Annotated in this window: 21 protein-coding genes and 1 pseudogene; 9 read left to right on the plus strand and 13 right to left on the minus strand. The window is 70.0% G+C overall.

Features of this window, described 5'->3' with window-relative positions:
• The first annotated feature begins 58 nt into the window (after positions 1–58).
• Positions 59–193, plus strand: a complete 135-nt coding sequence (locus RM788_RS14800; RefSeq protein ID WP_315932234.1) for a hypothetical protein — start codon at positions 59–61, stop codon at positions 191–193.
• On the opposite strand, the gene mptB is transcribed toward RM788_RS14800, so the two are convergent.
• Complete coding sequence (gene mptB / locus RM788_RS14805; RefSeq protein WP_315932235.1) at positions 153–1,625, minus strand: polyprenol phosphomannose-dependent alpha 1,6 mannosyltransferase MptB; 1,473 nt, start codon at positions 1,623–1,625, stop codon at positions 153–155. The genes RM788_RS14800 and mptB overlap by 41 nt on opposite strands.
• A gap of 133 nt (positions 1,626–1,758) precedes the next feature.
• Positions 1,759–2,961 (minus strand): glycosyltransferase 87 family protein, encoded by a 1,203-nt coding sequence (locus RM788_RS14810; RefSeq protein WP_315932236.1) that lies wholly within the window; start codon positions 2,959–2,961, stop codon positions 1,759–1,761.
• 196 nt (positions 2,962–3,157) lie between these two features.
• Here RM788_RS14810 and RM788_RS14815 point away from each other — a divergent pair, with 196 nt between their 5' ends.
• Complete coding sequence (locus tag RM788_RS14815; protein ID WP_315932237.1) at positions 3,158–3,742, plus strand: DNA-binding protein; 585 nt, start codon at positions 3,158–3,160, stop codon at positions 3,740–3,742.
• Between the two features lie 27 nt (positions 3,743–3,769).
• A complete protein-coding gene (locus RM788_RS14820; RefSeq protein WP_315932238.1) occupies positions 3,770–4,426 on the plus strand; it encodes an RES family NAD+ phosphorylase in 657 nt (218 codons plus the stop codon).
• Positions 4,427–4,710: 284 nt separating this feature from the next.
• Here the strand turns inward: RM788_RS14820 and RM788_RS14825 are convergent, their stop codons facing one another.
• Both RM788_RS14825 and RM788_RS14830 read right to left on the minus strand, forming a co-directional pair.
• Entirely contained in the window at positions 4,711–5,277 is a 567-nt protein-coding gene (locus RM788_RS14825; protein WP_315932239.1) for a GNAT family N-acetyltransferase, read from the minus strand.
• Positions 5,278–5,378: 101 nt separating this feature from the next.
• Complete coding sequence (locus RM788_RS14830) at positions 5,379–7,301, minus strand: S9 family peptidase (protein ID WP_315932240.1); 1,923 nt, start codon at positions 7,299–7,301, stop codon at positions 5,379–5,381.
• A 74-nt stretch (positions 7,302–7,375) separates the two neighbouring features.
• On the opposite strand from RM788_RS14830, the gene RM788_RS14835 reads away from it, so the two are divergent.
• On the plus strand, positions 7,376–8,587 hold the full coding sequence (locus RM788_RS14835; protein WP_315932242.1) for a metal-dependent hydrolase family protein: 1,212 nt from the start codon (positions 7,376–7,378) through the stop codon (positions 8,585–8,587).
• A gap of 56 nt (positions 8,588–8,643) precedes the next feature.
• Here the strand turns inward: RM788_RS14835 and RM788_RS14840 are convergent, their stop codons facing one another.
• The gene (locus RM788_RS14840) at positions 8,644–9,645 is read right to left on the minus strand and encodes a TerC family protein (RefSeq protein WP_315932243.1); all 1,002 of its coding nucleotides are present in this window, start codon (positions 9,643–9,645) and stop codon (positions 8,644–8,646) included.
• Between the two features lie 328 nt (positions 9,646–9,973).
• On the opposite strand from RM788_RS14840, the gene RM788_RS14845 reads away from it, so the two are divergent.
• Entirely contained in the window at positions 9,974–12,853 is a 2,880-nt protein-coding gene (locus tag RM788_RS14845) for an alpha/beta fold hydrolase (protein ID WP_315932245.1), read from the plus strand.
• Entirely contained in the window at positions 12,850–13,830 is a 981-nt protein-coding gene (locus RM788_RS14850) for an ABC transporter permease (protein ID WP_315932247.1), read from the plus strand. The genes RM788_RS14845 and RM788_RS14850 overlap by 4 nt, the downstream gene beginning before the upstream one ends.
• A 193-nt stretch (positions 13,831–14,023) precedes the next feature.
• Here RM788_RS14850 and RM788_RS14855 read toward each other — a convergent pair.
• A pseudogene (locus RM788_RS14855) lies at positions 14,024–14,573 on the minus strand (transposase); the annotation flags it as partial.
• 180 nt (positions 14,574–14,753) lie between these two features.
• Here RM788_RS14855 and RM788_RS14860 point away from each other — a divergent pair.
• On the plus strand, positions 14,754–15,134 hold the full coding sequence (locus RM788_RS14860) for a VOC family protein (RefSeq protein WP_315932248.1): 381 nt from the start codon (positions 14,754–14,756) through the stop codon (positions 15,132–15,134).
• Positions 15,135–15,167: 33 nt separating this feature from the next.
• Here the strand turns inward: RM788_RS14860 and RM788_RS14865 are convergent, their stop codons facing one another.
• The 5 genes from RM788_RS14865 to RM788_RS14885 form a co-directional block, all read right to left on the minus strand.
• Positions 15,168–17,273 (minus strand): protein kinase domain-containing protein, encoded by a 2,106-nt coding sequence (locus tag RM788_RS14865; protein WP_315932249.1) that lies wholly within the window; start codon positions 17,271–17,273, stop codon positions 15,168–15,170.
• 5 nt (positions 17,274–17,278) lie between these two features.
• Positions 17,279–18,076 carry a hypothetical protein gene (locus RM788_RS14870; RefSeq protein WP_315932250.1) on the minus strand — a complete coding sequence of 266 codons (798 nt, stop codon included), beginning with the start codon at positions 18,074–18,076 and terminating at the stop codon, positions 17,279–17,281.
• A 3-nt stretch (positions 18,077–18,079) separates the two neighbouring features.
• Positions 18,080–18,916, minus strand: coding sequence for a vWA domain-containing protein (locus RM788_RS14875; RefSeq protein WP_315932251.1), 837 nt, complete (start codon positions 18,914–18,916; stop codon positions 18,080–18,082).
• A 77-nt stretch (positions 18,917–18,993) separates the two neighbouring features.
• Positions 18,994–19,329: an MmcQ/YjbR family DNA-binding protein gene (locus tag RM788_RS14880; protein WP_315932252.1), complete on the minus strand. Its 336-nt coding sequence runs from the start codon at positions 19,327–19,329 to the stop codon at positions 18,994–18,996.
• Between the two features lie 14 nt (positions 19,330–19,343).
• Positions 19,344–19,775: a MarR family winged helix-turn-helix transcriptional regulator gene (locus tag RM788_RS14885; protein ID WP_315932254.1), complete on the minus strand. Its 432-nt coding sequence runs from the start codon at positions 19,773–19,775 to the stop codon at positions 19,344–19,346.
• 32 nt (positions 19,776–19,807) lie between these two features.
• On the opposite strand from RM788_RS14885, the gene RM788_RS14890 reads away from it, so the two are divergent.
• On the plus strand, positions 19,808–20,233 hold the full coding sequence (locus RM788_RS14890; protein ID WP_315932256.1) for a winged helix DNA-binding protein: 426 nt from the start codon (positions 19,808–19,810) through the stop codon (positions 20,231–20,233).
• 891 nt (positions 20,234–21,124) lie between these two features.
• On the opposite strand, the gene uvrB is transcribed toward RM788_RS14890, so the two are convergent.
• Together uvrB and RM788_RS14900 are read right to left on the minus strand one after the other, a co-directional pair.
• Positions 21,125–23,296: an excinuclease ABC subunit UvrB gene (gene uvrB, locus RM788_RS14895; RefSeq protein WP_315932257.1), complete on the minus strand. Its 2,172-nt coding sequence runs from the start codon at positions 23,294–23,296 to the stop codon at positions 21,125–21,127.
• Positions 23,297–23,353: 57 nt separating this feature from the next.
• Positions 23,354–24,643 (minus strand): DUF5685 family protein, encoded by a 1,290-nt coding sequence (locus tag RM788_RS14900; RefSeq protein WP_315932259.1) that lies wholly within the window; start codon positions 24,641–24,643, stop codon positions 23,354–23,356.
• Positions 24,644–24,717: 74 nt separating this feature from the next.
• On the opposite strand from RM788_RS14900, the gene RM788_RS14905 reads away from it, so the two are divergent.
• On the plus strand, positions 24,718–25,257 hold the full coding sequence (locus RM788_RS14905; RefSeq protein WP_315932261.1) for a ribonuclease FAU-1 family protein: 540 nt from the start codon (positions 24,718–24,720) through the stop codon (positions 25,255–25,257).
• Positions 25,258–25,270 lie beyond the last annotated feature (13 nt).

The raw sequence follows: 25,270 nt of genomic DNA on the forward strand, positions 1-25,270 counted from the left end.
CGGCCGCTCTCGGCGGTCACCCACCGGAACGTGGCGCGCTGGGCGTGGTCGCGGGTCTGTGATCCTGCTGTCCACGCCGAGCACGGGCGCGCTCGCGCTCGCGGTGATGATCGGCGGGTTCGCGATCCTGTGGGGGATCGTGCTGGTGCTGCTCAGCCCGCGGCTGCGGAGGTCCGCGCCGGTAGCGGTCTGAACGACAGCTCCAGCGGGTCCGGCCTGGTGAGCGACACGGCGGCGAGCGCGGAGACGGCGGCGGTCAGGGCCAGGTAGCCCCACGAGTAGAGCCCGGTGTCGCCGTTGGGGAACGTGACCAGCAGCAGCACCGACGAGAAGAACACCGCCGCGGTCAGGCCCTTCGCGGTCCACGCCAAGCCCGCGCCGAGGACCAGCGGCCAACTGAAGTACCAGGGCAGCGTGGCGGGGGAGAGCAGGGCGACGGCGAGCATGGTGAGGGCGGCGTGCCGGATGGCGTTGGGGCCGCCGTCCTCCGCTGCCCGCCACTGCCGCCAAGCGATGTAGACCAGCAGCACCGAGCCCGCGGCGCGCGCGACAGCCATGAAGACGCCCGGCTCGACCTTCACGACCAGGCTGACCAGGGTGTACACGAAATCGCCGACCGCGCTGGGCAGCGACAGCCAGTTCACGATCGCGGACGACGACTTCAACGCCGGGATCCAGCCCAGGTCGACGCCCGCGACGACCGAGCACAGCACGAACACCGCGCCGAACACCGCCGTGCCGTACGCGACGGCCCTGCCGAGCCGGGAGCGTTCGGTGCCGTCGAGCCGGGCGGCCCAGACCAGCACCAGGAACGGCAGGACCACCACGGCGGTCGCCTTGATCGCGACGGCCAACGAGACCAGCGCGATGCCGTGGACGTGGCGCTTGTCGAGCACGAGCAGCGCCCCGGCGGCCATCAGGCCGACCATCAGGATGTCGTTGTGGCCGCCGCCGATCAGGTGGACCAGCATCAACGGGTTCGCCGCCGCCAGCCACAGCGCGACCGCCGGACGACCTCCCAGGTGCCGGGCCAGACCCGGCAGCGACCAGCACAGCAACGCCAGTCCGGCCGCGAGCACCAGCCGCATCAGCACGACACCGCCGATGACACCGGCTCCGGTCACCCACACCACGGTCTTGGCGATCAGGATGAACAACGGCCCGTACGGCGCCGGCGTGTTCTGCCACACCCAACTCACGTTGTCGCTCAACGGACTGGGCAACGCCGCGGGCCCCACCCGGTACGGGTCGAACCCGTGCAACGCCAACTGCCCCTGCGCCAGGTAGCTGTACACGTCCTTGCTGAACAACGGCGGCGACAACAACAGCGGCAACGTCCACGCCACGATCGCGATCAGCACCGCCGCGCTGCCGACGTGCCGCCGCTGCACCATCCGCCCCAGCCGCACCCACGCCCAGATCACCAGCCCCAGACCCGCGTACACCAACGCCGTCGCCAGGTCGTGGCCGTGGCCGTACCGGATCCAGCTGAGCGACAGGTCCGTGAGCACCGGATCGGATTTCACCACCGCGCCCGCACCGGCACCGCCGAGCGCGACGAGGGAAACACCCGCGACGCCGAGGAGAATCGTCCGAATCGGGATACCGGTGGCCTCCGGCGGCATGCTGACAGCAGCACGCGGCGCAACGGGCACGGCGCTCGATCGGGGAAAGGACGGAGTTGAAGCCATCGCCGTCATCGTCGCACACGAATCGGGGCGGAGTTCGACCTCCGGATGAGACGGGAGGAATGCGAACTCAATCGACCTCGACCGTTCTCGGACGCCGGACCACGGCCAGCGCCACCACCACGGCCAGCCCGAACCACACGTAGGCGTTGCCGATGACCTGCTGCCACCAGGCCCAATCCCGTTCGACGTCGTTGTCGTTGGGGAACAGCCAGTGCGGCCCGACGAGGAACACCAGGACACCCGGAACCGCGAATGCCCAGAACGCTTTCGACCGCCGGTACGCGGGTACCGCGAACAACGTGAGGGCTGGAGCGATCCAGATCCAGTGGTGCCCCCAGGAAACAGGGGAAATGAGCAGACCCGCCACGGCGATCACGAGGAACGCGGCCACGTCGTCGCCCGCTTCGCGCGCTTTCACGGCGGCGATGAACCCGAGCACGACGACCACGACGCAGAGCAGCGCCCAGACGGCCACCTGCGGCGTGCCGTCGAGGCCGAGGCGGGCGACCACGCCGCGCAGCGACTGGTTGCTGGTGTAGGTGAGCCTGCCGACGCGGCCGGGGTCGAGCAGCGCGTGGAACCAGAACTGGCGGGCCTCGCCGGGCATGATCAGGAAGCCGATCACCGCGAACACGAGGAACGACACGAAAGCGGTCACCGCCGGGCGCCATTCCTTCTTCGCCAGGAAGAACAGCACGAACACCGCGGGCGTGAGCTTGATCGCCGCGGCCAGGCCGATGAGCGCGCCGCGCGGCAGCCGGGTGCGGGCCAGCAGGCAGTCGAGCAGCACCAGCACGGCGAGCAGCAGGTTGATCTGGCCGAACGTCAGCGTCTCGCGCACCGGGTCGAAGACCGAGGCGACCGCGGCGGCGCCGAGGCCGTAGCGGATCGCGAGCGGGCCGCGGCCGCACACGCGGGTGGCGGCGATCAGGCAGAGCGCGGTCAGCGCGAGGAGGTTCAGCAGGGCGATGGCGAAGATGGCGACGGGCAGCGGCACGGCGGCCAGCGGGCTGAACAGCACCACCGCGATCGGCGGGTAGGTGAACGGCAGGTCGGGGCCGCCCAGCGGAGCCGAGAAGTGGTCGACGTAGATGGGCAGGCCTTCGAGCCACGCGCCGCCGCCGTTGCGGTAGACCCGCAGGTCCAGCGACCACTCGTAGTCGCGGGTGATCACGTGGATGAGCGTGCCCACCATCACCAGCAACCAGCCCGCGAAGACCGCACGGGTCAGCTTGTCCGACCGGACCGCGTCCCCGGCATCCACGGCCATCGAACAACCACCCCCGCACAGTGAGCGCGCCGAGCGGCGCGGCTCGAATGGTAACCAGGCGGTGGGTGAGTGCCATCTCACGTGCCGGACCTCGCGTGTTTACGTAGTGTGGTGAGCTGTGCGCGCGCAGTGGAACATTCAGGCCAATCCTCCCGAACGGGCGCACAAAGGCGCACGCTCGGGATACTCTGTGCGGATGAGTCCTGCGCTGGAGACGGTGCTGGCCAAGGCCGGCCTACAGGTCACGCCAATGGAGTTCCTCAACCTGGTCACCGAGGCCGCCAAGCGGCTCGCTCCTCCGCACCCGGAGCCCGCGAGCTACTTCACGCCCGACCAGCGCGAGGTGCTGACCGACGTCGGCCTCGACCTCGGCCCGCAGACCAACAACGACGCAATGCCCAGAGCGCGCTCCATCGTCGCGCTGTCGGTCCTCCGCGACACCGCGCTGACCGTGGCCGAGGCCGCGCGCCAGTTGCAGGTGGACACCAGCCGCATCCGACACCGGCTCGGCGTCGGCAGGCTCGTGGGCTGGAAGGACAAGGGCAGCTGGCGACTGCCCGCGTGGCAGTTCGCGGGCACCGGCGTGCTGCCGGGCCTGGAAGCCGTGCTGGCCACCGTCGCCCAAGACCAACCCGCGCTGGTCGTGGCCGCGTTCATGACGACCGCCCAGGAAGACCTGCTCGTCGACGGCACCCCGACCACTCCTCGCGACTGGCTACTGGCAGGCGGCGACCCGCGCCGCGTCGCCGACCTCGCGGCGATGCTCGGCACACCCGTCTGACCCACGTCCCCGAACGACTGGACCCGAATGTCACGGCTTCCCCAGCCGCCCGCTCCCGCCGTGCTGCAGGCGATCCTGCGCCGCACCGAGGACGTGGTGGCGGTGCACCGCGCCACCCGCCTGGTGCGCGTCTTCACCGCGAAGGGCCAACACCCCCAACGGTGGAACACCTTCCGCTACACCGGCCCGCTCGCCCACGCCAGGTTCGACACCCACCCCCCGAGCACCGACGGCTCCCCGTCAGTCGCCCAGGAACACGGCGTCCTGTACTTCGGCCTCACCGTGCGGACGAGCGTCGCCGAGGTCTTCCAGGCCACCTCGGTCGTAGACCGCCGCACCCGCAGCCCATTCCTCGTAGCCCTACGCCCCCGCCGCACCCTCCGCTTACTGGACCTGACCGGCCTCTGGCCCACCCGCGTCGGCGCGTCACAGGAACTCAGCAGCGGCCCCAAACACCTCACCCAAGCCTGGGCCCGCGCCATCCGCGCCGCCTACCCGGAACTCGACGGCCTCTGGTACCGCTCCTCCATGGACTCCGGCGACCCCGCCGTCTGCCTGTGGGACCCACCAGGCGCCTCCTGCCTACCCGCCGCACCAGACGTGCTGCTCCCCCTGGACCACCCCGGCCTGGACCTACCACTGGCACGGGTGTGCGAGGAACTGAACTACACACTGCTCGGCTAACCCAGCACGCCCAGTCCGAAGGCGCAGCCCAGGATGCCTGGTCCGGCGCAGCTCGGATGCCTTGTCAGGCGCAGCCTGATGCTCTGTCGGGCGCAGCCTGATGCCTCGTCGGCGGAGCCGATGCTGGCGCAGCCAGACCTACCCCTGCACCCCGATCCGAAGCCATCTCTAGGCTTGACGGAGCTTGTCAAGGCATCTTTCCCGCCTTGACAAGGTTCGCCAAGCCTAGAACACTCGGCGACCGGGGTAAAGCCACCTCACCCACGACGCAACCCGCACAAACCTCAAGACCGACGAGCCGCCGCCGCAGACCTCCTCCGAGGCGCCGACAAGAACCGCGCATACCTCACCTCAGGCAGCTCCTGATCCCCCAGCTCATACCGATGCACAACCCCGTCATGCCTCCACCCGTGCGCCTCGTAAAAATCCCGACTGCGCACGTTCTCCTGAAAAACCCACAACACCGCATACCGGAACCCGTGCTCGATCAAATGCCGCACAGCCACCTCATGCACCTCGTGCCCCGCCCCGGTCCCCCGAAACCGGGGATCGGCGTAAATCGCCGTGATCTCCCCCGTGTGCAGGTCAGGGTGCGCGTCCCCCACCTCCCGCACGGCATCCACCGCGCAATACGCCCCTATGACACCCACCTCGGACACCGACACGAACACGGCGCTGGGCTCCGGGAGGGCGAGGACGCGGCTCCAGCCGGGGAGCCTGCTCTCCGGCAGCATGCGATCGAGCACGGGGTCGGCGACGATGCCCCGGTAAGCGTGCTGCCACGCGGCCACGTTGATCCGGGCGATCTCCGTGGCGTCCTCCAGCCTCGCGGGCCGGACTGTCCACTGCATGGAGGGAGCGTGCCGCACGGGAGCCGCCACCGCTAGCCATTGGGGCATCCCGTCCACGCCCGAGTGCGACTTCCACCGGAAGTCGCACCCCGGCGGGTCGCTCAGCCCAGGTGCCTGGACCACCAGTCCAGGACGGCGGTGAAGCGCTGGTGGCGGTGGCGCGGCTTGCCGGAGCGGGTGAGTTCGTGGCCCTCACCGGGGAAGATCAGCATTTCGGCGGGCACGCCGTTGCGGCGCAGCGCGACGAACATGCGCTGGGCCTGTTCCAGCGGGCAGCGCCAGTCGTGCTCGGAGTGCACGACGGCGAACGGCATGGTGATCTTGTCGGCGTGGGTGAGGGGGCTCATCGCGTGGTGGTCCGCGGGGTCGGTGCCGCAGTAGGCGTCGGTGAAGAACCAGCCGATGTCGGACGAGCCCACGAATGAGTCCCAGGCGTTCACGGCGCGCTCGCTCCACGCGGCGCGGAAGCGCTCGCCGTGGTGCGAGGCCAGCCAGCTGGTCATGAACCCGCCGTAGGAGCCGCCCATCACGCCCACCCGGCCCGCGTCGAGTTCCGGGCGTTCCAGCGCGACGTCGAGCAGGGCGAGCACGTCGTCCACGTCGACCGTGCCGAAACCGCCGATGATCGACTGCCCGTGCGCCTGGCCGTAGCCCGCCGAGCCGCGCGGGTTCGGCAGCACGACGGCGTACCCGGCGCTGGCGTACACCTGCGCCTCGTCGAAGAAACCGCTGGTGTGGAACATGAACGGGCCGCCGTGCACGGCCAGCACCACCGGGTGCGGACCCTCGCCCTCGGGCAGGACCAGGAAGCCGTGCACCGGGTAGCCGTCGGGGGCGGTGCCGTTCAGCTCGACCGACGTGCGCACGCCCGCCTCGCGCAGCGGGGCCGCGAAGTCGGTGATCACGCCGGTGCCGACGAGAACGACCTCACCGGGGTTGTCCGAAGTGGACACGACGGCGACCACGCGGTCGCCGTGCGCGCCGAACGCCTTGACCTCACCACCTTGGCCCGCAACGACTTCCAGGTCGTCGAGCACCGCGTCGGACGCGTCGAGCGGCACCCGGCGCAGTTCGACGGCGCCGCGGTTGCGGACCGCGACCAGGATGCCGGAGTCGGTGACCACCGGGATGCCGGCGGCGCGTTCGCAGTCGACGGTCTCGGCGTCGGTGAGCCTGGTCGCGGTGCCCCCGGAGTACGACCACAGGCCGAGGTTGCGCGCCACGCCGTTGGTGCCGGTGAACTCGCTGGCCAGGAAGTGCAGCGTGCCGTCGGGGCCGTGGAACGGGTGCGTCGCGCTGCCCGCGGTGCGCAGCACGAGTTCCGGTTCGCCGCCGTCGGCGGGCACGGAGCAGAGGTCGTTGTGCAGCGACTCGACGACGCCGAAGTCCCGGTCGGCCACGAAGACCAGCCGCTCGCCGTCCGCGGTCCACGTCGGCTCCGCGACGTCGAACGAGCCGTCGGTCAGCTCGACCGGCTCGGCGTCGGGGTCGAGCGCGTCCACGACGTGCAGTCGCGGCACCCGGTCGCCCAGGAAGCCGACGTCGTCCGCGCGGTAGTCCAGACGGGTGATCCGGCGCGGTGCCTCGGCGTCCGGGGTGGGGGCGTCCTCGCCCTCGACGAGCGTCGCGCCGTAGCGACCGGCCTCGGGAATCCGGGCGGTGAACGCGATCCGCCGCGAGTCCGGGGCCCACACCGGGGTGCCCGCGCCGAGCGGCAGGTCGGTGATCCGGCGCGGTTCGCCGCCGTCGGCGGGCAGCACGTGCAGCTGCGGAACGGCCGCCTTGCCCTGGCCTGAGCTGCGCAGGAACGCCACCCACCTGCCGTCCGGCGAGACGCGCGGGGCCTGGTCGCGGTCCCCCCACGTCCAGCGCACGGGGTCGCCGCCGTCCAGCGGCACGCGGTGCAGACCGCCTCGGTAGGCGTTCGCGGTCAGGTCGGGGCTCGTCACGGTGACCAGGAGGAGGTCGCCGTGCAGCGCGAGCGGGCCGGGCACGGACAGCAGTTTCAGGTCATCGGGGCGCACGAGGGAGCACGTTACCCCACTATTCTTAGCAAGGCTCACGAGATTTATTGACGATCACACAGGATTGCGGTGCCATGACTCGGATCGTGTTCGCAGGTGGCAAGGTGTTCGACGGCTCCGGCGCGTCCGCGCGGCCCGGTGACGTGGTGGTCGAGAACGACCGGATCGTGGACGTCGGAACGGGGCTCGACGGGGACGAGGTCGTGGACGCCACCGGTCACACGGTCCTGCCCGGCCTGTTCGACTGCCACACGCACTTCATGTTCGGCGACATCGACACCGTGAAGTCGCTGAACACCCCGTTCTCGCTGCCGTTCTACCAGGCGATCGGGAACATGCGGGCGACGCTGGAGTGCGGCATCACGTCCGTGCGCGACGCGCTGGGCTCCGACCTCGGCGTCGCCACGGCCGTCCGCACCGGCCTGATCGCCGGACCGCGGATGCAGATCGCGATCAGCATGGTGTCGCAGACCGGCGGTCACGGCGACGAGTGGATGCCGTGCGGCGTCCACGGCGCGGTGCACCACCCCGGCGCGCCCGGCGGCGTCGGCGACGGCCCGGAGGAGCTGCGGCGGATCGTGCGCGAGCTGGTGCGGGCGGGCGCCGACGTCATCAAGATCGCGACCAGCGGCGGCGTGCTGTCCCCGCGCTCGAACCCGCGGCTCGGCCAGTTCCGCGACGAGGAGGTCGCGATGGTCGTCGCCGAGGCCGGGGCCGCCGGCCTCTTCGTCATGTCGCACGCCCAGGCCACCGACGGCATCAAGGTCGCCGCGCGCAACGGCGTCCGCTCGATCGAGCACGGCGTGTTCCTCGACGAGGAGGCCGTCGAGCTGATGCTGGCCAACGGCACGTGGCTGGTGCCGACGCTGACGGCGCCGCGGGCGGTGCTCAAGCAGATCGCGGACGGGATGAACGTGTCCGACCTGATCCGGGAGAAGGCCACGAGCGTGGCGGCCCGGCACGACGAGTCCGTGCGGATGGCCGTCGAGGCGGGCGTGAAGATCGCCATGGGATCGGACTCCGGCGTGGGGCCGCACGGGTACAACCTGGAGGAGCTGCCGCTGATGGTCGCCTGTGGACTGTCGCCCGCGGCCGCGCTGCACGCCGCCACGCGATCGGCCGCCGAACTGCTCGGTGTGGACGGTGAGCTGGGGACGATCGAGTCCGGCAAGAAGGCGGACCTGGTGCTGGTGCGGGGAGACGCGGAGGAGTTGGCCGCGCGCAGCGGCGCGGAGTTCCGCGAGGCGATCCGCGGGGTGTGGATGGACGGCAGGCGGGTGATCTGACGGGATGGGGCTGGTGGGTGGACGGGAATCCCGTCCGCCCACCGGCCCCGTCCCGGCTAGAGCGTGCCCGCGACGTGCTTGGCGGCCTCGGGGTGGCGCTTCACCTTGATGAGGCTGGCCACCGTGGTGATGGCCAGGACGCCGACGATCACGGCGAGCGAGAGTTCGATGCCGATCGTGGGGACGGGCAGGCCCTCACCGTCGTTGAGGAACGAGAACGTGTTGGTGTGCAGGGCTTCCAGGATCAGCTTGACGCCGATGAAGCCGAGGATCACCGAGAGGCCGACCGACAGGTACACCAGCTTGCTGAGCAGGCCGCCGAGCAGGAAGTACAGCTGGCGCAGGCCCATCAGGGCGAAGGCGTTGGCGGAGAAGACGAGGAACGGTTCCTTCGTGAGGCCGAAGATGGCCGGGATCGAGTCGAGGGCGAAGAGCAGGTCCGTGGTGCCGATGGCGACGATGACGATGAACATCGGGGTGACGAAGCGCTTGCCGTCGATCTTCACGAAGGACTTGGCCTCGTGGTACTTGTCCGACACCGGGAAGATCCTGCGCACGATCCGGAGCGCGGCGTTCTCCTTGAAGTCCTCTTCGTCCTCGTCGTGGTTCGTCTTCGCGAGGTTGTACGCGGTGTAGATGAGGAACGCGCCGAAGATGTAGAAAACCCAGCTGAACTGCGAGATGACCGCGGCGCCGACGGCGATGAAGATGCCGCGCATGACCAGTGCCATCAGGATGCCGATCAGCAGCACCTTGTGCTGGTGGATCGCGGGCACCTTGAACGTGGTCATGATGATCAGGAAGATGAACAGGTTGTCCACGCTGAGCGAGTACTCGGTGATGTACCCGGCGAAGAAGCCGGTCGCGGCCTCGGCGTCGCCGAAGAAGTAGAGCCCCGCACCGAAGAGGAGGGCGACGGCGACGTAGAAGGCCACCCAGCGGCCGGCTTCACCGATGGTGACCTCGTGCGGTTTCCGGTCCACGATGACGAGGTCGACGGCGAGGAGTACCAGCAGACCGGCGATCGTAGCGATCCACAGCCACGCGGGAACTACCATTTTTCCAACCTCCGGACAGGCGCATGCCAATGCCCGGAGGTCTCCTCCGCCAACAGCGACTTCCGCTGTCGACCGGCGGCACCGGGTGGCTCTCAGGTCGAACCACCGTGCTGACGACACCGCCGCGTTGGGAGTACTCCCCTCCACGCTCGTCATGAGTCTGTCCTACACCGAGGCACCCGCGCCACTCGTGGTGACCAGGCGCACCCGCGGCCGGCCCGAACCACCCCCGCCCACCAGCTAATTCGCCCACCGGCCGAAAGGGCGCCGCAACGCCGCCCGTACACCTTCAGCCCTTTCTCAGCAAACCTCCAATAAGGTCAATCCCGTGTCCCACCTCTCCCGCCTCCGCGGCAGGTGGTCTCTCCCCATCGTGCTCGTGGTGCTCGCCCTCATCGGCGGCACCGTGCTCTGGACACGATCGGAAGACGCCCCTCCGCCGGTGAGCACCCGTGACGCGGTGATCGACGTGCCGGAAAGTCCTGGGAGCTCCCAGACGATCCAGATCGACACCACGCTGTACCTGCCCGTCCAGACGCCCGCGCCCGCGATCCTGCTCCCGCACGGTTTCGGCGGCAGCAAGACCAGCGTCGCCGCCCAGGCCACCGAACTCGCCCAGCGCGGTTTCGTGGTGCTGGCCTACTCGGCGCGCGGCTTCGGCCGCAGCACCGGCAAGATCTCGTTGAACGCCAACGACCGCGAGGTGGCCGACGCCCAGAAGCTCCTCGACTGGCTCGCCACCCGCGAAGAGGTGCAGACCGACGGGCCCGGCGACCCCAGGGTCGGCGTGACCGGCGGCTCCTACGGCGGCTCGCTGTCGCTGCTGCTGGCCGCCGCCGACAAGCGGGTCGACACGCTCGCGCCCGTCATCACCTACAACGACCTGTCGCAGGCCCTGCTGCCCAACGCGGGCGCCACCGGGTCGCCCACCGACGCCACGCCCGCCGCCGGGTCGTTCGGCGACGACGGCGTGTTCAAGCGCTCGTGGGCGGGCATCTTCTTCTCGGCGGGCCTCTCCGGCAGCGACGGCGCGAGTCCTGGCCGGGAAGCGGCCGAGCCGGGCCAGGAGGACACCGCCGCGGGCAACGCGGTGGCCGACGCCTCCGCGGTCGCCTCCGGCCAGAGCCAGGGCCAGGGCCGCCAGCAGGCGGGCACGCAGCCCACCCCGGACCCGTGCGGCCGGTTCACCGCCGAGGTGTGCGCCGCGTACACCGAGGTCGCGACCACCGGCAAGGCGAGCGCCGCGACGGTGAAGCTGCTGCGCGACGTCTCCCCCGTGTCCTACAACAGCGGGATCAAGCAGCCGACGCTGATCGTGCAGGGCGAGCAGGACACCCTGTTCGGCCTCGACCAGGCCGACGCGAACGCCCGGCAGATCAGCGCGAACGGCGCGCAGGTGAAGGTCGTCTGGTACGCCGGTGGCCACGACGGCGGCAGTCCGGGAGCCGCGCTGCGCGGCGAGATCGCCGACTGGATGGCGTTCCACCTCCAGGGCAAGGGCACCGACCCCGGCACCGGTTTCGAGTACTCGGTGCAGGGCGCGTTCCGCACGAACGGCACCACGTCGGTGCGGACCGTGTCCGCGGCGAGCTACCCCGGCCTCACCGGCCAGGACGCGACCTCGCGGACGTCGTTGCCGCTCAAGGGCCGTGAGCAGGTCGTCGTGAACCCCGCGGGCGGCAACCCGGCCGCGGTGAGCAGCCTCCCCGGCTTCGGCTCGGTGCTCAGCGGGTCCAGCTCGCTGTCCAGCAGGCTGTCGATCGACCTGCCGGGCCAGGCCGCGGTGTTCAGCTCCGACCAGCTGACCTCCCAGGTGCTGGTCGCGGGCTCGCCGACGGTGAAACTGCGGGTCGCGGCGGTGCCGGGCCAACCGGTGCCCGCCGACGGCACGGTGCTGTTCGTGAAGCTCTACGACGCCGACGCGAACGGCGCCCGCACGCTGCCGGGCGCGGCCGTGGCGCCGGTCCGGATCGGCTCGCTGCCCGCCGACGGCACCCCGGTCGACGTGACCGTGACGCTGGCGGGCGTGGTGCGGCCGGTCGAGAGCAACCACCGCGTGCAGCTCGTCGTGGCCACCACCGACCAGGCGTACGCGAACACCGAGGCGCCCGCGGCGTACCGGATCGCGCTGGCCGACGAGAACATCCAGCTGCCCACCGTGTCGGGCACGAACACCACGACCGGTCTCGCGACCACCGCGCTGTGGGGCATCGGCATCGTGCTGCTGGCCTTCGTCGTGGTGGGTGTCGTGGCCGCGTTCCGGCGCAGGCTCGCCGCGGACGTCGACCCCGAGCTGACCTCGGTGCCGCTGGTGATCGAGAACCTGACGAAGTCCTACCCCGGCAAGCTCACCGCCGTGAAGGACCTGTCCTTCCGGGTGGAGCACGGCCAGGTGCTGGGCCTGCTCGGGCCGAACGGCGCGGGCAAGACCACCACGCTGCGCATGTTGATGGGGCTGATCCACCCGACCGAGGGCGGTATCAGGGTGTTCGGCCACAAGATCACGCCCGGCGCGCCCGTGCTGTCGCGGATCGGGTCGTTCGTCGAGGGCGCGGGCTTCCTGCCGCACCTGTCCGGCACCGCGAACCTGCACCTGTACTGGGCGGCCACCGGCCGACCGGTCGAGCAGGCGCACTTCGAGGAGGCCCTGGAGATCGCGGGCCTCGGCAACGCCGTCGAGCGCAAGGTGCGCACGTACAGCCAGGGCATGCGGCAGCGGCTGGCCATCGCCCAGGCGATGCTCGGCCTGCCGGACCTGCTCGTGCTGGACGAGCCCACCAACGGGCTCGACCCGCCCCAGATCCACCAGATGCGCGACGTGCTGCGCCGCTACGCGGCGGCGGGCCGGACGGTGCTGGTCTCCAGCCACCTGCTGGCCGAGGTCGAGCAGACCTGCAGCCACGTCGTGGTGATGCACAAGGGCAAGCTGGTCGCGGCCGGGCTCGTCGAGGACATCGCCCAGGGCGGTGGCGAGGCGACGTTCAAGGTCGGCGACCCGATGCGGGCGGCGACCGTGCTGCGCGCCATCGACGGCGTGCACGACGTGCACGTCGACGGCGAACTCGTGCACGCGGGCCTCAACGGCACGCCGCGCTCGGAGGCGTTGACCGAACTGGTCAAGGCCGGGGTCTCGGTCGACCAGGTCGGGCCGCGCCGCAAGCTGGAAGACGCCTTCCTGGAACTGGTCGGAGAGGGGACTTCCACGTGAGCGCCGCGAAGAAGGACACCGATCCCGGTCTCGACACCGCCGTCGTCGAGACCGGGGACAACAGCGTCCACACGGACTCGGCCGCCATCGACGACCTCGCGGACGCGGTGGCGGGCGAGGTCACGCGGGTGGCGCCGGACGGGTCGACCGTCGGCTACCGGGCCCGCAAGACCATGCCGCTGCGGGTGGAGCTGATCCGCCAACTGCGGCGGCGGAGGACCCAGCTCGTGCTGGCGTTCCTCGTGCTGCTGCCGTTCGTCCTGGTGATCTCGTTCGAGCTGGGCGAGTCCTCGCCGAACCGGCGGTCGGGCGGCTTCGTCGACCTGGCCACCGCGAGCGGCGTGAACTTCGTGCTGCTCACGCTGTTCGTGACGAGCAGCTTCCTGCTGCCGATGATCGTGGCGCTGTTCTTCGGCGACACGATCGCCAGCGAGGCGTCGTGGTCGAGCCTGAAGTACCTGCTCGCCGCGCCCATCCCCCGGCACCGGCTGATGCGCCGCAAGGCCATCTCCTCGGGGCTGCTGTCGATCTTCGCACTGATCCTGCTGCCCGCGGTGGCGCTGGCCGTCGGCGTGGTCTGGTACGGATCGGGCGAGCTGGTCAGCCCGACGGGTGAGGCGGCGTCGTTCTCCGACGGGGTGACCGCGCTGGTGCTGGCGGTCTGCTACATCGCCGTCCACCTGTTCTGGGTGGCCGGGCTGGCGCTGTTCCTGTCGGTGGCCACCGACGCGCCGCTGGGTGCGGTCGGCGGGGCCGTGCTGGCGTCGATCCTGTCGCAGATCCTGGACCAGATCACCGCGCTGGGGGACCTGAGGCAGTACCTGCCCACGCACTACGCGCTGTCGTGGGCGGATCTGCTGTCGACGGACATCGACTGGTCGGACATGACCAAGGGGGTGTTCTCGGCGCTGGCGTACGGGGGGCTGTTCACGGTGCTGGCGGCTCGGAGGTTCCGGACCAAGGATGTGACCAGCTAGTTCGGTGGTCGGAGTGGAGGGCCTCCGGGGTTGGTGTGGGTTGAGAGATCCGCATCGACGCCGGGGGCCCTTGTCGTTTGGGCTGGTGCGGCGGGGTGCTGCCGGTTGGCGTGGGTGGTCGCCGGTGTGGCTCTCGGCAGCTCGAAACAGGTCATCGGTGCCCGCCGTTCTCCGGGTGCGGGCACGTTCGGGTTCGTCGTGCCGGGCAGATCAGCGCGACGTTGTGTTTCTTGTCCTCGTCTCGTTTCCGCTGGTGGTAGGTCCTGCTGGTCGGGTTGGACAGAGCGGCGAACACGGACAGGAAGAAGGCCCGTTTCAGCTTGCGGTGCCCGACCTGGCGGGGTGCTTGCCCTTGATGTTGCTTCCGGAGCTGCGGATGACCGGGGCGATCCCGGCGTAGGTGGCCAGATGTCCGGAGGAGGCGGATTCGGAGGCGTCGCCGACTTCGAGCAGGATCCGGGCGAGAGGGTGAGCATTGAGGGTCCCCTCGACCTCGGTGGCGACCTGTTTGCGTTGTGCCAGAACGGTTTTTAGGCTGTCGGCCAGTCGGCTAGCGCGGTGTCGGCCGTACCCGGAACCGTCACCGTCTACTCGGCCAACGCGGCCGTGATCTCCTCGGTCAGCCTGGTGCCCATGCGCGGAGCGTGCTTGGCGGCGAGTTTGCGTCGGCTGGCTTTGCGGATGCCGGTCGGGCTTCCGCAGCGGGGCAATATCTCCAGCATCGCCGGATGGGTGATCCTTGGCAGGTACGTGGTGGTCTTGCGCGGGATGTCCTTCTCCAGCTTGGGTTCCGCGACTCGCTTGGCAGCGCCCGCGGTTCCTCCTGGTCCACGGTGGCCGCGGTGTCGATGGGCCGGATCCGGGCCTGTTCGTGGGGGTGGTGGTGCTGGATAGGGGGTGGTTTCGGGCGTAGCGTCCGGCGTATGCCTCGTCCAGTGCACTTCGAGATCCACGCCTCGGACCTGGCGCGTGCCAGGGCTTTCTACGAGTCGACGTTCGGGTGGAAGTTCCAGCAGTACGGGGACATGCCGTACTGGTCGATCGTGACCGGTGACGAGGGTGACGGCATCAACGGTGGGCTCACCCAGCGGCGTGGACCGGAGCCCGCTGTTGACGGGCCGATCAACGGGGCGTCGATGGTTGTGGCGGTTGATGACATCGATGCCTACATCGGGGCGGCTGAGCGGGCGGGTGGTGTGGTGGCGTTGGCGAAGGACACCGTGCCGGGTGTGGGGAAGTTGGCGTACTACAAGGACACCGAGGGCAACGTCTTCGGGATGATCCAGCCTGAACCGCGTTCCTGACGCCGTCCCGGCCGGCCGCCGACCGTGGTCGGGTCAGCGGCCGATCAGGGAGAACAGGACGAAGCGCGGGTAGGTGATGGGTCGGTAGGCGCGTGCTTCCTGCTCGGCCAGTTCGTACCGGCGGGTGGCGCGTTCGGCGCCCGCCTGGGCCTTGCGGAGGACTGGCAGGTGCCTGCTCTGCTCTTGGGCGGCCTGTGCGGTGGCCGTGCGCTGCGAGACGTCCAAGGCGGCGAGGTCGCGGGTGAGGCGCTGGTTGAGCAGGGTCTTGCGCTGCTGTGCGACGGCTTGGGCCTGCTGTTCGGTCGTGCCGAGCGCGAGCATCTGGGTGCGGAAACGCGCCTCGATCACCCGCAGTTGGCCGTCGCCGAGCCTGATCGGCTGGGTGCGGCGGGCGGTGCGCTCCTGCTCCCTGCGCCACTCCTCCAGCCGGTTCGCCTTGACCTCGCCGATGCCGGGGACCCGGACCGAGTAACCCGAGGTCAGGTGGAACTGGGCGATCCGGTTCTGGAACTGGCCGTTGACCATGTAGCCGACGCCGTCGAAGTCCGCCGCCGTCACGATGCCCGCGTCGTGCAGGTTGCGGATCAGTTTGCCGCCGAAGCCGTCGAGGCCGCTGGACGCGATCTCGATCTTCGCGAGCTTGCTCCGCACGTGCTCGGCCTGCGCGGCGAGCAGTGCCTGGGCCAATTCCTGGCGCAGCTGGTTGCTGATGCCGGTGCGCTCGCCCGCGAGCATCGCGAGGTGCTTCGAGTGATCCCGGTTGAACACCGCCAGCTCGCTGCCGTGCGTGGCCTGGATGGTCTGCCTGCGCTTGCGGCCGGTCTCGGCGATCTCCTTGGCGGCGTTCACCAGCTCGTCGGACCGGCGCGTGGCCACGCTCAGCTCCACGTCGGCGGCGACCCGTTCCTGCCTGGCCTCGTCGCGCTGCGTCCTGGCCTGCTTGGCGGCCCTCGACTCGGGGCCGCGCAGGTACAGCACGGCCAGGTCCACCAGCCACAGCACGACGCCGATGGCACCGAACCCGGCGGCCACCAAGGGCGTGACCAGCGCCATCGCGCCGAGCAGCACCGCACCCACGACGAAGGCGACGAGCAGCAGCGTGGCCGACCAGACGAGCGCGCCGCGCGGGGCGAACCGTTTGTCCGGGACCGGGTCGGACTCCGGGACGTGGTCGACCATCCACGCGGGCAGACCCGAGATCGTGGGCTGGTGGAACGCCGAGCGGGGCGACAGCGAGTCGACCGGGATGGGCTTGAGCTCCGGCAGCAGGTTCGGCGGGGTCCCGACGAGGGTCTGCACGTGCCCGACCAGGACGCGCACCTCGGGTGCGACGTGGTTGAGCAGGATGGAGAACCGGCTGGAGCCCTCGGGGTCGGTGAAGTCCTCCTCGGTGAGCAGCAGGTACTCGCCGCCCTCCTCGCGGAGCTGACCCCACAGCGCGGGTTCCGCGGCGACGGCCACCAGCGACAGGTAGATCACCCACGCGGAGAAGCGGTCGATCGTCGCGTCGAAGTCGGACTGCGTGCGCGACGGCGACTGGTAGTTGCGGTGCCCGATCTCGGCGGCGCCCGAGCCCGCGAGCGCGGGCACGAACATGCCGTCGTAGTCGACCAGCCGCAGCGACCCGTCGCCCACGACCAGCAGGTTTCCGTGCTGGAGGTCGCCATGCGCGATGCCGGCCCACTCCAGTTCCCCCACCAGCTCGGCGAACCGCTCCGCGACCTGCGCGACGGCCGCCGAGTCGTTCACGTGGTCGTCGAGCCAGCGGGTCAGGCTCGTGGCCTCGACCCAGTCCATCTTGAGGATCGGGTACCGGCGGCCCTCGACCATGATCCCGTGCGGCAGGTAGGTGAACCCCACCTTCCAGCGGTGGTCGAGCTTGGCCAGGTGGTCGCTGACGGCGCGGTAGCGGACCTCCTGGTCGGTGACCTCCCTGGTGAAGCACTTGATCGCGTAGCGCCGCCCGTTGGCCGCCGTCACCGAGAACACGCTCGCGAAGTTCCCCGAGATCGCCCTCGGCCGCGACAGCTTGTCCAGCTCGACGCGGGCACCCTTGAGCTCGGGGTCGTCGAAGCACAGCGCGGTGTTCTGGAGCGCCTCGACGTAGGCAGCCCCGGACGGGAATCTCGCCGTCGCCATCGCGCTTACCCCAGGTCGACGTGCACGAGCGTCACGTCGTCGTTCTTCATCCGGCCACCCGCGCGTTCATCGGCGACCCACTTCGCGAACGCCTCCTGGCTGCCGATGGCGCTGAGGTCCCTCAGCACCTCCCACGGGCAGTCGTCCTGTTCGACCTCGCTGAGGAACCAGTGCGCGATCGCGTCGGTCCCCAGGAAGAACTGGTCGCCCTCCTCGTAGTCGCCGTTGGCCAACCCAGCCTTCGACGCGATCAGGGCCTCGTCGCGGTTGCGGCTGTTCAGCAGCGCGGGCGAGGTGCCCAGCGCCACGGCCGTCTCCACCGGGAACGCCCGGAGCAGCCGGTCGGACCGCACCTGGAACAGGCAGCTGTCGCCCAGGGCGGCCGCGTGCCACAGGCCCACGTCGGTCAGGTGGAACGCGAGCAGCGTCGCGTACGCGCCCCGGTCGAGGCCCGGCTGCTCGTACCACTTGATCGGCCGGTCCTCCGCTTCGCGTCCGGCGATGTATCCGGCCAGCCACCCGTCCCAGTCGTCCACCGCGTCCAGCACGACGCGGGCGAACCCGGAGTCGCTGTGCAGCACCTCCGGCTTCGCCCGCACGGCCTCCACCGTCGACTCGACCAGCAGCCGCGCCCACGGGCCCGCGAGCAGGCTCTCCGACGCGCCGTCGGACACCGCGACCGACACCGCGCCGTCCGTGGGCTCGTCCGACTCGATGACGGGCACCACCCCGGCCGCGTCCTCGCACTCCTCGGGAGTCGCGCCGTCCTTGTGCACGGACAGCGTCGAGACGTAGGCCCACATGCGCTAGCGCAGGTCGGTCGCGCGAGTGCCGATGTCCAGGAACTGCACGATCGACGCGATGTCCGCGTTGTAGACGAACCCGCGGGTCGCGTCGCTGACGGAGAAGCCCTGCGTCGCCGCGTAGGAGCGCATGTCCGTCGGCAGCACGCTCGACATGTTGAACAGGGTCCGCGCGTAGGCGTCCGGCAGGCCGCCGTCGGCGTCCGGGAACGTCACCGGCTCACCGCCGCCCGCCGACACGTGCAGGTTGAACAGCAGCGCGGCACCGTCGGCGCTGGCGTGCGCGCGGATGCCCGCGGCCGGGGCGTCCGGGTCGCCATCGGTGGACTCGCCGTCGGTCAGGTTCAGCACGATCGGCGGGAAGCAGCCGGGGTGCTCCACCAGCCACTTGGCCACGATCGACTCGGCGTACTGCAGGGCACGGCACATGGGCGTGCCCGCGTTCGCCACCGGGTCCATCCACACCGGGAAGCGCGTGGTCGTCTCGACCAGACCACCGGCGCCGTCCGGCACCTTCTTGACCCGCTCCTCGACCCTGGCCGGATTGTCCGCGACCTCGCTCAACGGCACCAGGTCACGCCCCGCGAGCGACCCCGCGTACGCGGACCCGACGGAGCTGCCGTACCCGATGACCGCGACGTGGAAGTAGTCCCGAACGCCCTCTTCCTTGGCGCACTTGACCGACAGCTCGGTCAGCAGCCGGTTGATCGCGTCCGCGACCACGTCGGCCTTGCGCTGCGGGCTGTCCCCGCCGATGGGATCGTTCATGGACGCCGACTGGTCCACGAGGAACACGAAGCAGGTCGGGTTGACCCTGCTGATCTCGGCCGAATAAGCCACGCGAACTACCTCCGGTGTTGACCACGTCCGATGCCCGGACACCACCGTAGTACTTCACCCCGCGAACGCTTGCGGCACTAGGGCCTCTTCGCTTTCGGGAGCTTCGACACCACGGCCTCGTACGAACGATCCACCAGTTCACGCAACTCGTCCACCGGCACGCCCCCGTTGGCGCGCACGGAATTCCACCCGTACCGTCCGATGTAGGCACTGGCCTTGACGTCGTCCGGATACCTGTCGCGAAGTTCTTCCGCGTCGTTCGGGCACTTCAGACCGATCGTTCCGGCGTCCAGTCCGATGAACGCGAAGGCCTTGCCCGCGACTTTGCAGACCAGTTCCGCGTCGCCCCAGGGATAGGTCTCCTCCGCGCCCGGTTTCGCCAGGCAGTGCGCGATGAGGTCGTCGAGGGTCATGTGGCGATTCTCCGCTAGGGCAGGGCGTTGGCGAATTGGAGGACGAGTCGGGCGAACTCGGCTCTTTCGGCGTCGGTCCAGTCGTGCATCGCTTGGTCGAAGGCCTTTTGCCGTGTGGCGTGCACTTGTGCCGATGCGTCGCGGCCCGCGTCGGTTCGGCGGAGGAACGCCCTTCGGCCGTCTTGTTGGTCAGCTATCCGCTCGACGAGGCCTGCGGTCACGGCTCTGGCGACGAGTTTGCTGGCGCGGGGTTGGTCGACGGCCAGGTCGGTGGCGACCGTGGTGACGGTGGCGGGTTGGTCGGTTCGTTCGGCGGCTTCGATCACGTCGAGGACGTCGAAGGCGGCGGGGTCGTGGGCGGGGGCGGTTCGCGCGAGGGCGCGGCGGGTTTGGCGGCGGCGGATTTCCACCATGGCGTGCTCGACGGTTGCGAGGTTGTCTTCCATGGGGCTCCTGTTGCATGCTTGGGTGCATCTAGTTGTCAGGTTACATGGAGGTTGGCTTGAGGCCCATCGGGTACTGGTTGAAGCACTTGGACGGGTTGATCGAGGCGATGTTCGTCGCGGCGCTCGGGGATTTGACGCGGAGGCATTGGCAGGTGTTGAACGTGCTCGCTTCGGGGACGTTGGACAGGGAGGGGGTTGCGGGGGCGTTGGGGCCGTTTTCGGCGGAGGGGGTGGTGGGGGATTTGGAGCGGCGGGGGTTGGTGGACGGGGGTGCGCTTACCGAGGCTGGACGGGTGGAGCATGCGCGGTTGGTGGTGGAGGTCGGGGCTGTGCGGGAGTTGGTGATGGAGGGGGTGGGGGCGGAGGAGTATTCGGTTGTGGTGGGGGTTTTGGGGAGGATGGCTGGGAATTTGGAGCGGGGACTGGGGTTGGAGACCGAGGCGGTGGGTCGGGTTTAGGGAACATGCCTGCACCCCGGTCGCCGAGTGTCTCCAGGCTTGACGCACCTTGTCAAGATGATAAAGCCATCTTGACAAGCCACGTCAACCCCAGAGCGGGCTTCGGATCGGGGGCAGGGGTAGGTCTGGCTACGCCAGCATCAGGCTCCGCCTGACCAAGCATCCGACGCTCCGCGCCGGACAGGGCACCTCGCTTCGCATCGGCCGGGCATCCGAGCTGCGCCGGACCAGGCATCGGCTCCGCCGATCAAGCATCGGGCGTCGCCCGACAAGACATCCGAGCTACGCCGGACAGGGCATCGGCTGCGCCGACGGGGCATCCGGGCTGTGCTGGACCAGGCATCGGCTCCGTTGATGGAGCATCCGAATCCGTCGAAGCGGGTGTCTGGGCTGCGGTGGACTAGGTATCGGTTTGTCGGGTGGGCGTTCGATTGCGTCGAAGCGAGCATCCGGCTCCTGCTGCGGACGCGGTCCTGGCGACCGCGCCCACCCGTACACAGAGGCCGCCGAGGCGGTGTCCGCCCACACGTTTGCCACACCCTGTCTGGTCTTACCCGGTCGCCTGCTAGCCCCGCTGGCCTGCACGGCCGCCTGCCGGTCCCATCTGCCAGCTCTGCTGGCCTGCCCAGCCTGCCTGGACGACAGGCCTCGCCGTCGCCTGCACCGGCCGCCTGGCTGCCCCGTCTGCTGACCCTGCCCGCCAGCCCGGCCAGCCCCGCCGTCCACCTGCCCGGTCGTCTGCCGGCCCTGCCAGCCTGCCCCGTTAGCCCGGCTGGCCGCCTCCCTGATCTGCGTGGCGGGTGGGTGGATGAGGGCAGCGCCCCACGAGGCGAGGAAGGGCTTTGTGGGGCGCTGGTTGTGGTCCCGGCCTGTTGGGGCGGGAGGTGTGGGTTACTTGATGCCTGCGGCGTCCATGCCTCGTAGTTCCTTCTTGAGGTCCTGGATTTCGTCGCGTAGGCGGCCTGCTAGTTCGAACTGGAGTTCGCGGGCGGCGTTCATCATCTGGTCGGTCAGTTGTTGGACGAGGTCGGCGAGTTCGGAGCGGGCCATGCCGGAGCGGTCCTTGTCGGCGAGGACGCCGGAGCTGCGGCCGGAGCCGCCTGCTTCGCCGGTGGAGCGTTTGCCGCGGGAGGAGTTGCGGCCGGAGCCGCCTACCTCGATGGCGTCCTCGGCTTCGGCGTAGACCTGTTCGAGGATGTCGGTGATCTTCTTGCGCAGCGGCTGCGGGTCGAGGCCGCGTTCGGTGTTGTAGGCGATCTGCTTGGCGCGCCTGCGGTTGGTCTCGTCGATGGCGTGGCGCATCGAGGCGGTGACGCGGTCGGCGTACATGTGGACCTGGCCGGAGACGTTGCGGGCGGCGCGGCCGATGGTCTGGATGAGGCTGGTGCCGGAGCGGAGGAAGCCCTCCTTGTCGGCGTCGAGGATCGAGACCAGTGACACCTCGGGCAGGTCGAGGCCCTCGCGGAGCAGGTTGATGCCGATGAGGACGTCGTAGTCGCCGAGCCGCAGCTGCCGGAGCAGTTCGATGCGGCGCAGGGTGTCGACCTCGGAGTGCAGGTAGCGGACCCGGATGCCCAGTTCGAGCAGGTAGTCGGTGAGGTCCTCGGACATCTTCTTGGTCAGCGTGGTGACCAGGACGCGCTCGTCGCGCTCCGCGCGTGCGCGGATCTCGTGCACGAGGTCGTCGATCTGGCCTTCGGTGGGCTTGACGATGACCTCGGGGTCGATCAGGCCGGTCGGGCGGATGACCTGCTCGACGAACTCGCCGCCAGCCTGGCCGATCTCGTACGGGCCGGGGGTGGCGGAGAGGTAGACGGTCTGGCCGATGCGGTCGGCGAACTCCTCCCAGGTGAGCGGGCGGTTGTCCAGCGCGCTGGGCAGGCGGAAGCCGTGCTCGACGAGGTTGCGCTTGCGGGACGCGTCGCCCTCGTACATGCCGCCGATCTGCGGCACGGTCACGTGCGACTCGTCGACCACCAGCAGGAAGTCGTCCGGGAAGTAGTCGATCAGCGTCGCGGGCGCGGAGCCCGCGGGCCGGTCGTCGATGTGGCGCGAGTAGTTCTCGATGCCGTTGCAGAACCCGACCTGGCGCATCATCTCGACGTCGTAGCTGGTGCGCATCCTCAGCCGCTGGGCCTCCAGCAGCTTGCCCTGGCGCTCCATCTTCGCCAGCGACTCCTCCAGCTCGCGCTCGATGTCGCCGATCGCGCGCTCCATCCGCTCCGGCCCCGCCACGTAGTGCGTGGCCGGGAAGATGCGCAGGCTCTCGACCTCGCGGATCACGTCGCCCGTCAACGGGTGCAGGTAGTACAGCCGGTCGACCTCGTCGCCGAAGAACTCGACCCGGATGGCCAGCTCCTCGTACGCCGGGATGATCTCCACCGTGTCGCCGCGCACCCGGAACGTGCCGCGGTTGAACGCGATGTCGTTGCGGGTGTACTGGACGTCGACCAGCGCGCGCAGCAGCAGGTCGCGCTCGATCTCGCCGCCGATCTTCAGGTCGATCGACCGGTCGAGGTAGGACTGCGGGGTGCCGAGGCCGTAGATGCACGACACTGACGCCACCACGATCACGTCGCGCCTGGTCAGCAGGCTCATCGTGGCCTTGTGGCGGAGCCGCTCGACGTCGTCGTTCACCGAGGAGTCCTTCTCGATGTACGTGTCCGTCTGCGGGATGTACGCCTCGGGCTGGTAGTAGTCGTAGTAGCTGACGAAGTACTCCACCGCGTTGTCCGGGAAGAACTCCTTCAGCTCGTTCGCCAGCTGCGCCGCGAGCGTCTTGTTCGGCGCCATCACCAGCGTCGGGCGCTGCACCTTCTCGACCAGCCACGCCGTGGTCGCCGACTTGCCGGTACCGGTGGCGCCGAGCAGCACCACGTCCTTCTCGCCACCGCGGATCCGGCGCTCGAGGTCGGCGATGGCGGCGGGCTGGTCGCCCGCCGGTTCGTAGTCGGCGACCATGCGGAACTGCCCGTCGGTGCGCGGGATGTCGCCGACGGGCCGGAACTGCGAGTGCGCCTTGGGGGTCGCGTCCTCAGCGGGGATCTCGGTAGGGAAAGCCACAGCACGAAGGTACGCCTGGGGTCCGACGATTTCAGATCGGCGCTGGTCAAACCCCCTTTAGCAGCAATCGCACCCGCAGCAGTCGCCGTCGCAGCAGCACGCGTCGCCGCAATCGCAGTCGCAGTCGTTGCACCAGCCGTCGCGCCACTTGCCGCTCCACGGGCCGGGGTGCGGGTCGCGGCAGCAGTACTGGCAGGTCCCGCACTGGTAGAGCACCGCGAGGCAGCCCGCCAGCGCGTTGCGGCCGTGCGGCGGCCAGACCAGCTTCGGCCACGCCCACAGGAAGCTGCCGGGGCCGGGCTGCTTGGGGTTCTTGCGGCCCTTCTTCGGTGGCTTCGGCGGGCCGGGCGGCGTGCCACCACCGGGTGCGCCCGCGGGTGGAACGGGCGGCGGCGCGTACTGGCCGTACGTGTTCCCCTGATACGGCTGCTGGGGCGGCGGGTACATGCCCGGCTCGGGACGCCAGCCGGGCGGGGGCGGCGGCTGGTGGGAGTGCGGGTCGCCGAACGTGCGCCCGATCGCCGTCTTCAGCTCGTGCACGAACAGCTGGTGCACCAGCCGGTCGTCGGTGAACGTCGCCTCGCGCAGCGCGAGCTTGATGCCGAGCGCGGCGTCGTCGCACAGCCTCCGCGCCTCGGTCAGGTCGGTGCCGGTGGCCGTCAACGGGTTCCAGGCGCCCGACTCGCGGTCGGCTTCGAGGTCCTCCACGGCGTCCAGCAGGTGCGCGAGCCGCCCGAACAGCCTGCCGACCTCGCGCAGCGGGGCGACGTTGCCGGGACGGCCGGCGAGCACGGCGGTCTGCGCGCACGCCTCGCCCGTCGCGGTCTCGGTGGGCTCGGTGACCAGCAGCACCGAGCTGCCCGGTCCGGCGGCCGCCTCCACCTCCTCCTGCCTGCGCACGGCCTCGACCAGGACGGACGTGTCGAACCCGAGGTCGGCACCGGTCTCGGCGGCCTGGTCGGCCCACCGCGACGCGACCCGGCGGCCCACTCCCCTGGCGGCCCGGTGGGCGAACACGCCGTCACCGTCCTCCACGTGGTCGCGCACCTTCGCCGAGGCGAGGACGAGCGACACCGTCGCGGCCAGGCGCGCGCCGCGGCCGAACGACACGTCGGCGGTCTTCATGCCCCGCAACGCGCACGGACCCGCGGCGCGGCGGCCGGTCCCGGCGTCGGACTGGGCCTCGACCATGGCCGAGATCGCCAGGCCGTCGTAGTTGGTGACAACGCGCGCGAACTGGCCGTGGTCGTCGCGCAGGGCGAGGCAGAGGCCGCACAGGTGGGCCATCCAGGCCTCGCGCAGCTCAGGGCCGAGGCGGTTGCGACAGGGGCGAATGATGCCGAACATGCGCGGATCTTAGACACCGGATTCAACCGAATGTAGCAATATCGGTAGGCCGTTGGACTCGGCAAGATAACGGGATGCGAACGAAGGAGGCCGCCCCCGCGGCGCACATCCATCCGCCCAAGATCGAGTACTTCGACCTGGACGCGAAGAGCAACACCGATCCCAAGGGCCACCTGCGGGGTGTCGAGGAGTACCGGACCTCGCCGAGCGGGCTCTACATGTTCCGCCCGGTGCCCGGCCACCCGCAGCTGTCGCACTTCGAGTCGTGGCTGCTGCCCGCGCACGGCCTGCGCGTCACCCGCCAGTCGTGGCACCCCGGCCACGAACGCGACTACGACCTCTACGTGGACGTAGTCGAGATCACGTCGAGCGGCACCGTGTGGAAGACGATCGACCTCTACCTCGACCTGATCGTGCGGACGGGGCACAGCGTGACCGTGCTGGACACCGACGAGCTGCTGACCGCGCTGGGCGCCGGTCTGCTGCCGGCGCCGCGCGCCCAGTGGGCGTTGGAGACGACCTACCGGGCGGTCGCGGGGATCTCCGCGCACGGGTTCGACGCGATCCGCTGGCTGGCCTCCCAGGGCACGATCACGACCTGGCGACGGCGCTAGTACGGAGAGTGGT

The sequence above is a fragment of the Umezawaea sp. Da 62-37 genome (assembly GCF_032460545.1).
GTDB lineage: Bacteria > Actinomycetota > Actinomycetes > Mycobacteriales > Pseudonocardiaceae > Umezawaea.

Excerpts from the sequence above, each read along its gene's own strand:
- RM788_RS14880 (WP_315932252.1), bottom strand. The coding sequence starts at position 19,329 with ATGACCCTCGACGACCTCATCGCGCACTGCCTGGCGAAACCGGGCGCG.
- RM788_RS14815 (WP_315932237.1), top strand. The coding sequence starts at position 3,158 with ATGAGTCCTGCGCTGGAGACGGTGCTGGCCAAGGCCGGCCTACAGGTC.
- RM788_RS14835 (WP_315932242.1), top strand. The coding sequence starts at position 7,376 with ATGACTCGGATCGTGTTCGCAGGTGGCAAGGTGTTCGACGGCTCCGGC.
- RM788_RS14865 (WP_315932249.1), bottom strand. The coding sequence starts at position 17,273 with ATGGCGACGGCGAGATTCCCGTCCGGGGCTGCCTACGTCGAGGCGCTC.
- RM788_RS14820 (WP_315932238.1), top strand. The coding sequence starts at position 3,770 with ATGTCACGGCTTCCCCAGCCGCCCGCTCCCGCCGTGCTGCAGGCGATC.
- RM788_RS14885 (WP_315932254.1), bottom strand. The coding sequence starts at position 19,775 with ATGGAAGACAACCTCGCAACCGTCGAGCACGCCATGGTGGAAATCCGC.
- mptB (WP_315932235.1), bottom strand. The coding sequence starts at position 1,625 with ATGCCGCCGGAGGCCACCGGTATCCCGATTCGGACGATTCTCCTCGGC.
- RM788_RS14870 (WP_315932250.1), bottom strand. The coding sequence starts at position 18,076 with ATGTGGGCCTACGTCTCGACGCTGTCCGTGCACAAGGACGGCGCGACT.
- RM788_RS14825 (WP_315932239.1), bottom strand. The coding sequence starts at position 5,277 with ATGCAGTGGACAGTCCGGCCCGCGAGGCTGGAGGACGCCACGGAGATC.
- RM788_RS14900 (WP_315932259.1), bottom strand. The coding sequence starts at position 24,643 with ATGTTCGGCATCATTCGCCCCTGTCGCAACCGCCTCGGCCCTGAGCTG.
- RM788_RS14860 (WP_315932248.1), top strand. The coding sequence starts at position 14,754 with ATGCCTCGTCCAGTGCACTTCGAGATCCACGCCTCGGACCTGGCGCGT.
- RM788_RS14840 (WP_315932243.1), bottom strand. The coding sequence starts at position 9,645 with ATGGTAGTTCCCGCGTGGCTGTGGATCGCTACGATCGCCGGTCTGCTG.
- RM788_RS14810 (WP_315932236.1), bottom strand. The coding sequence starts at position 2,961 with ATGGCCGTGGATGCCGGGGACGCGGTCCGGTCGGACAAGCTGACCCGT.
- RM788_RS14905 (WP_315932261.1), top strand. The coding sequence starts at position 24,718 with ATGCGAACGAAGGAGGCCGCCCCCGCGGCGCACATCCATCCGCCCAAG.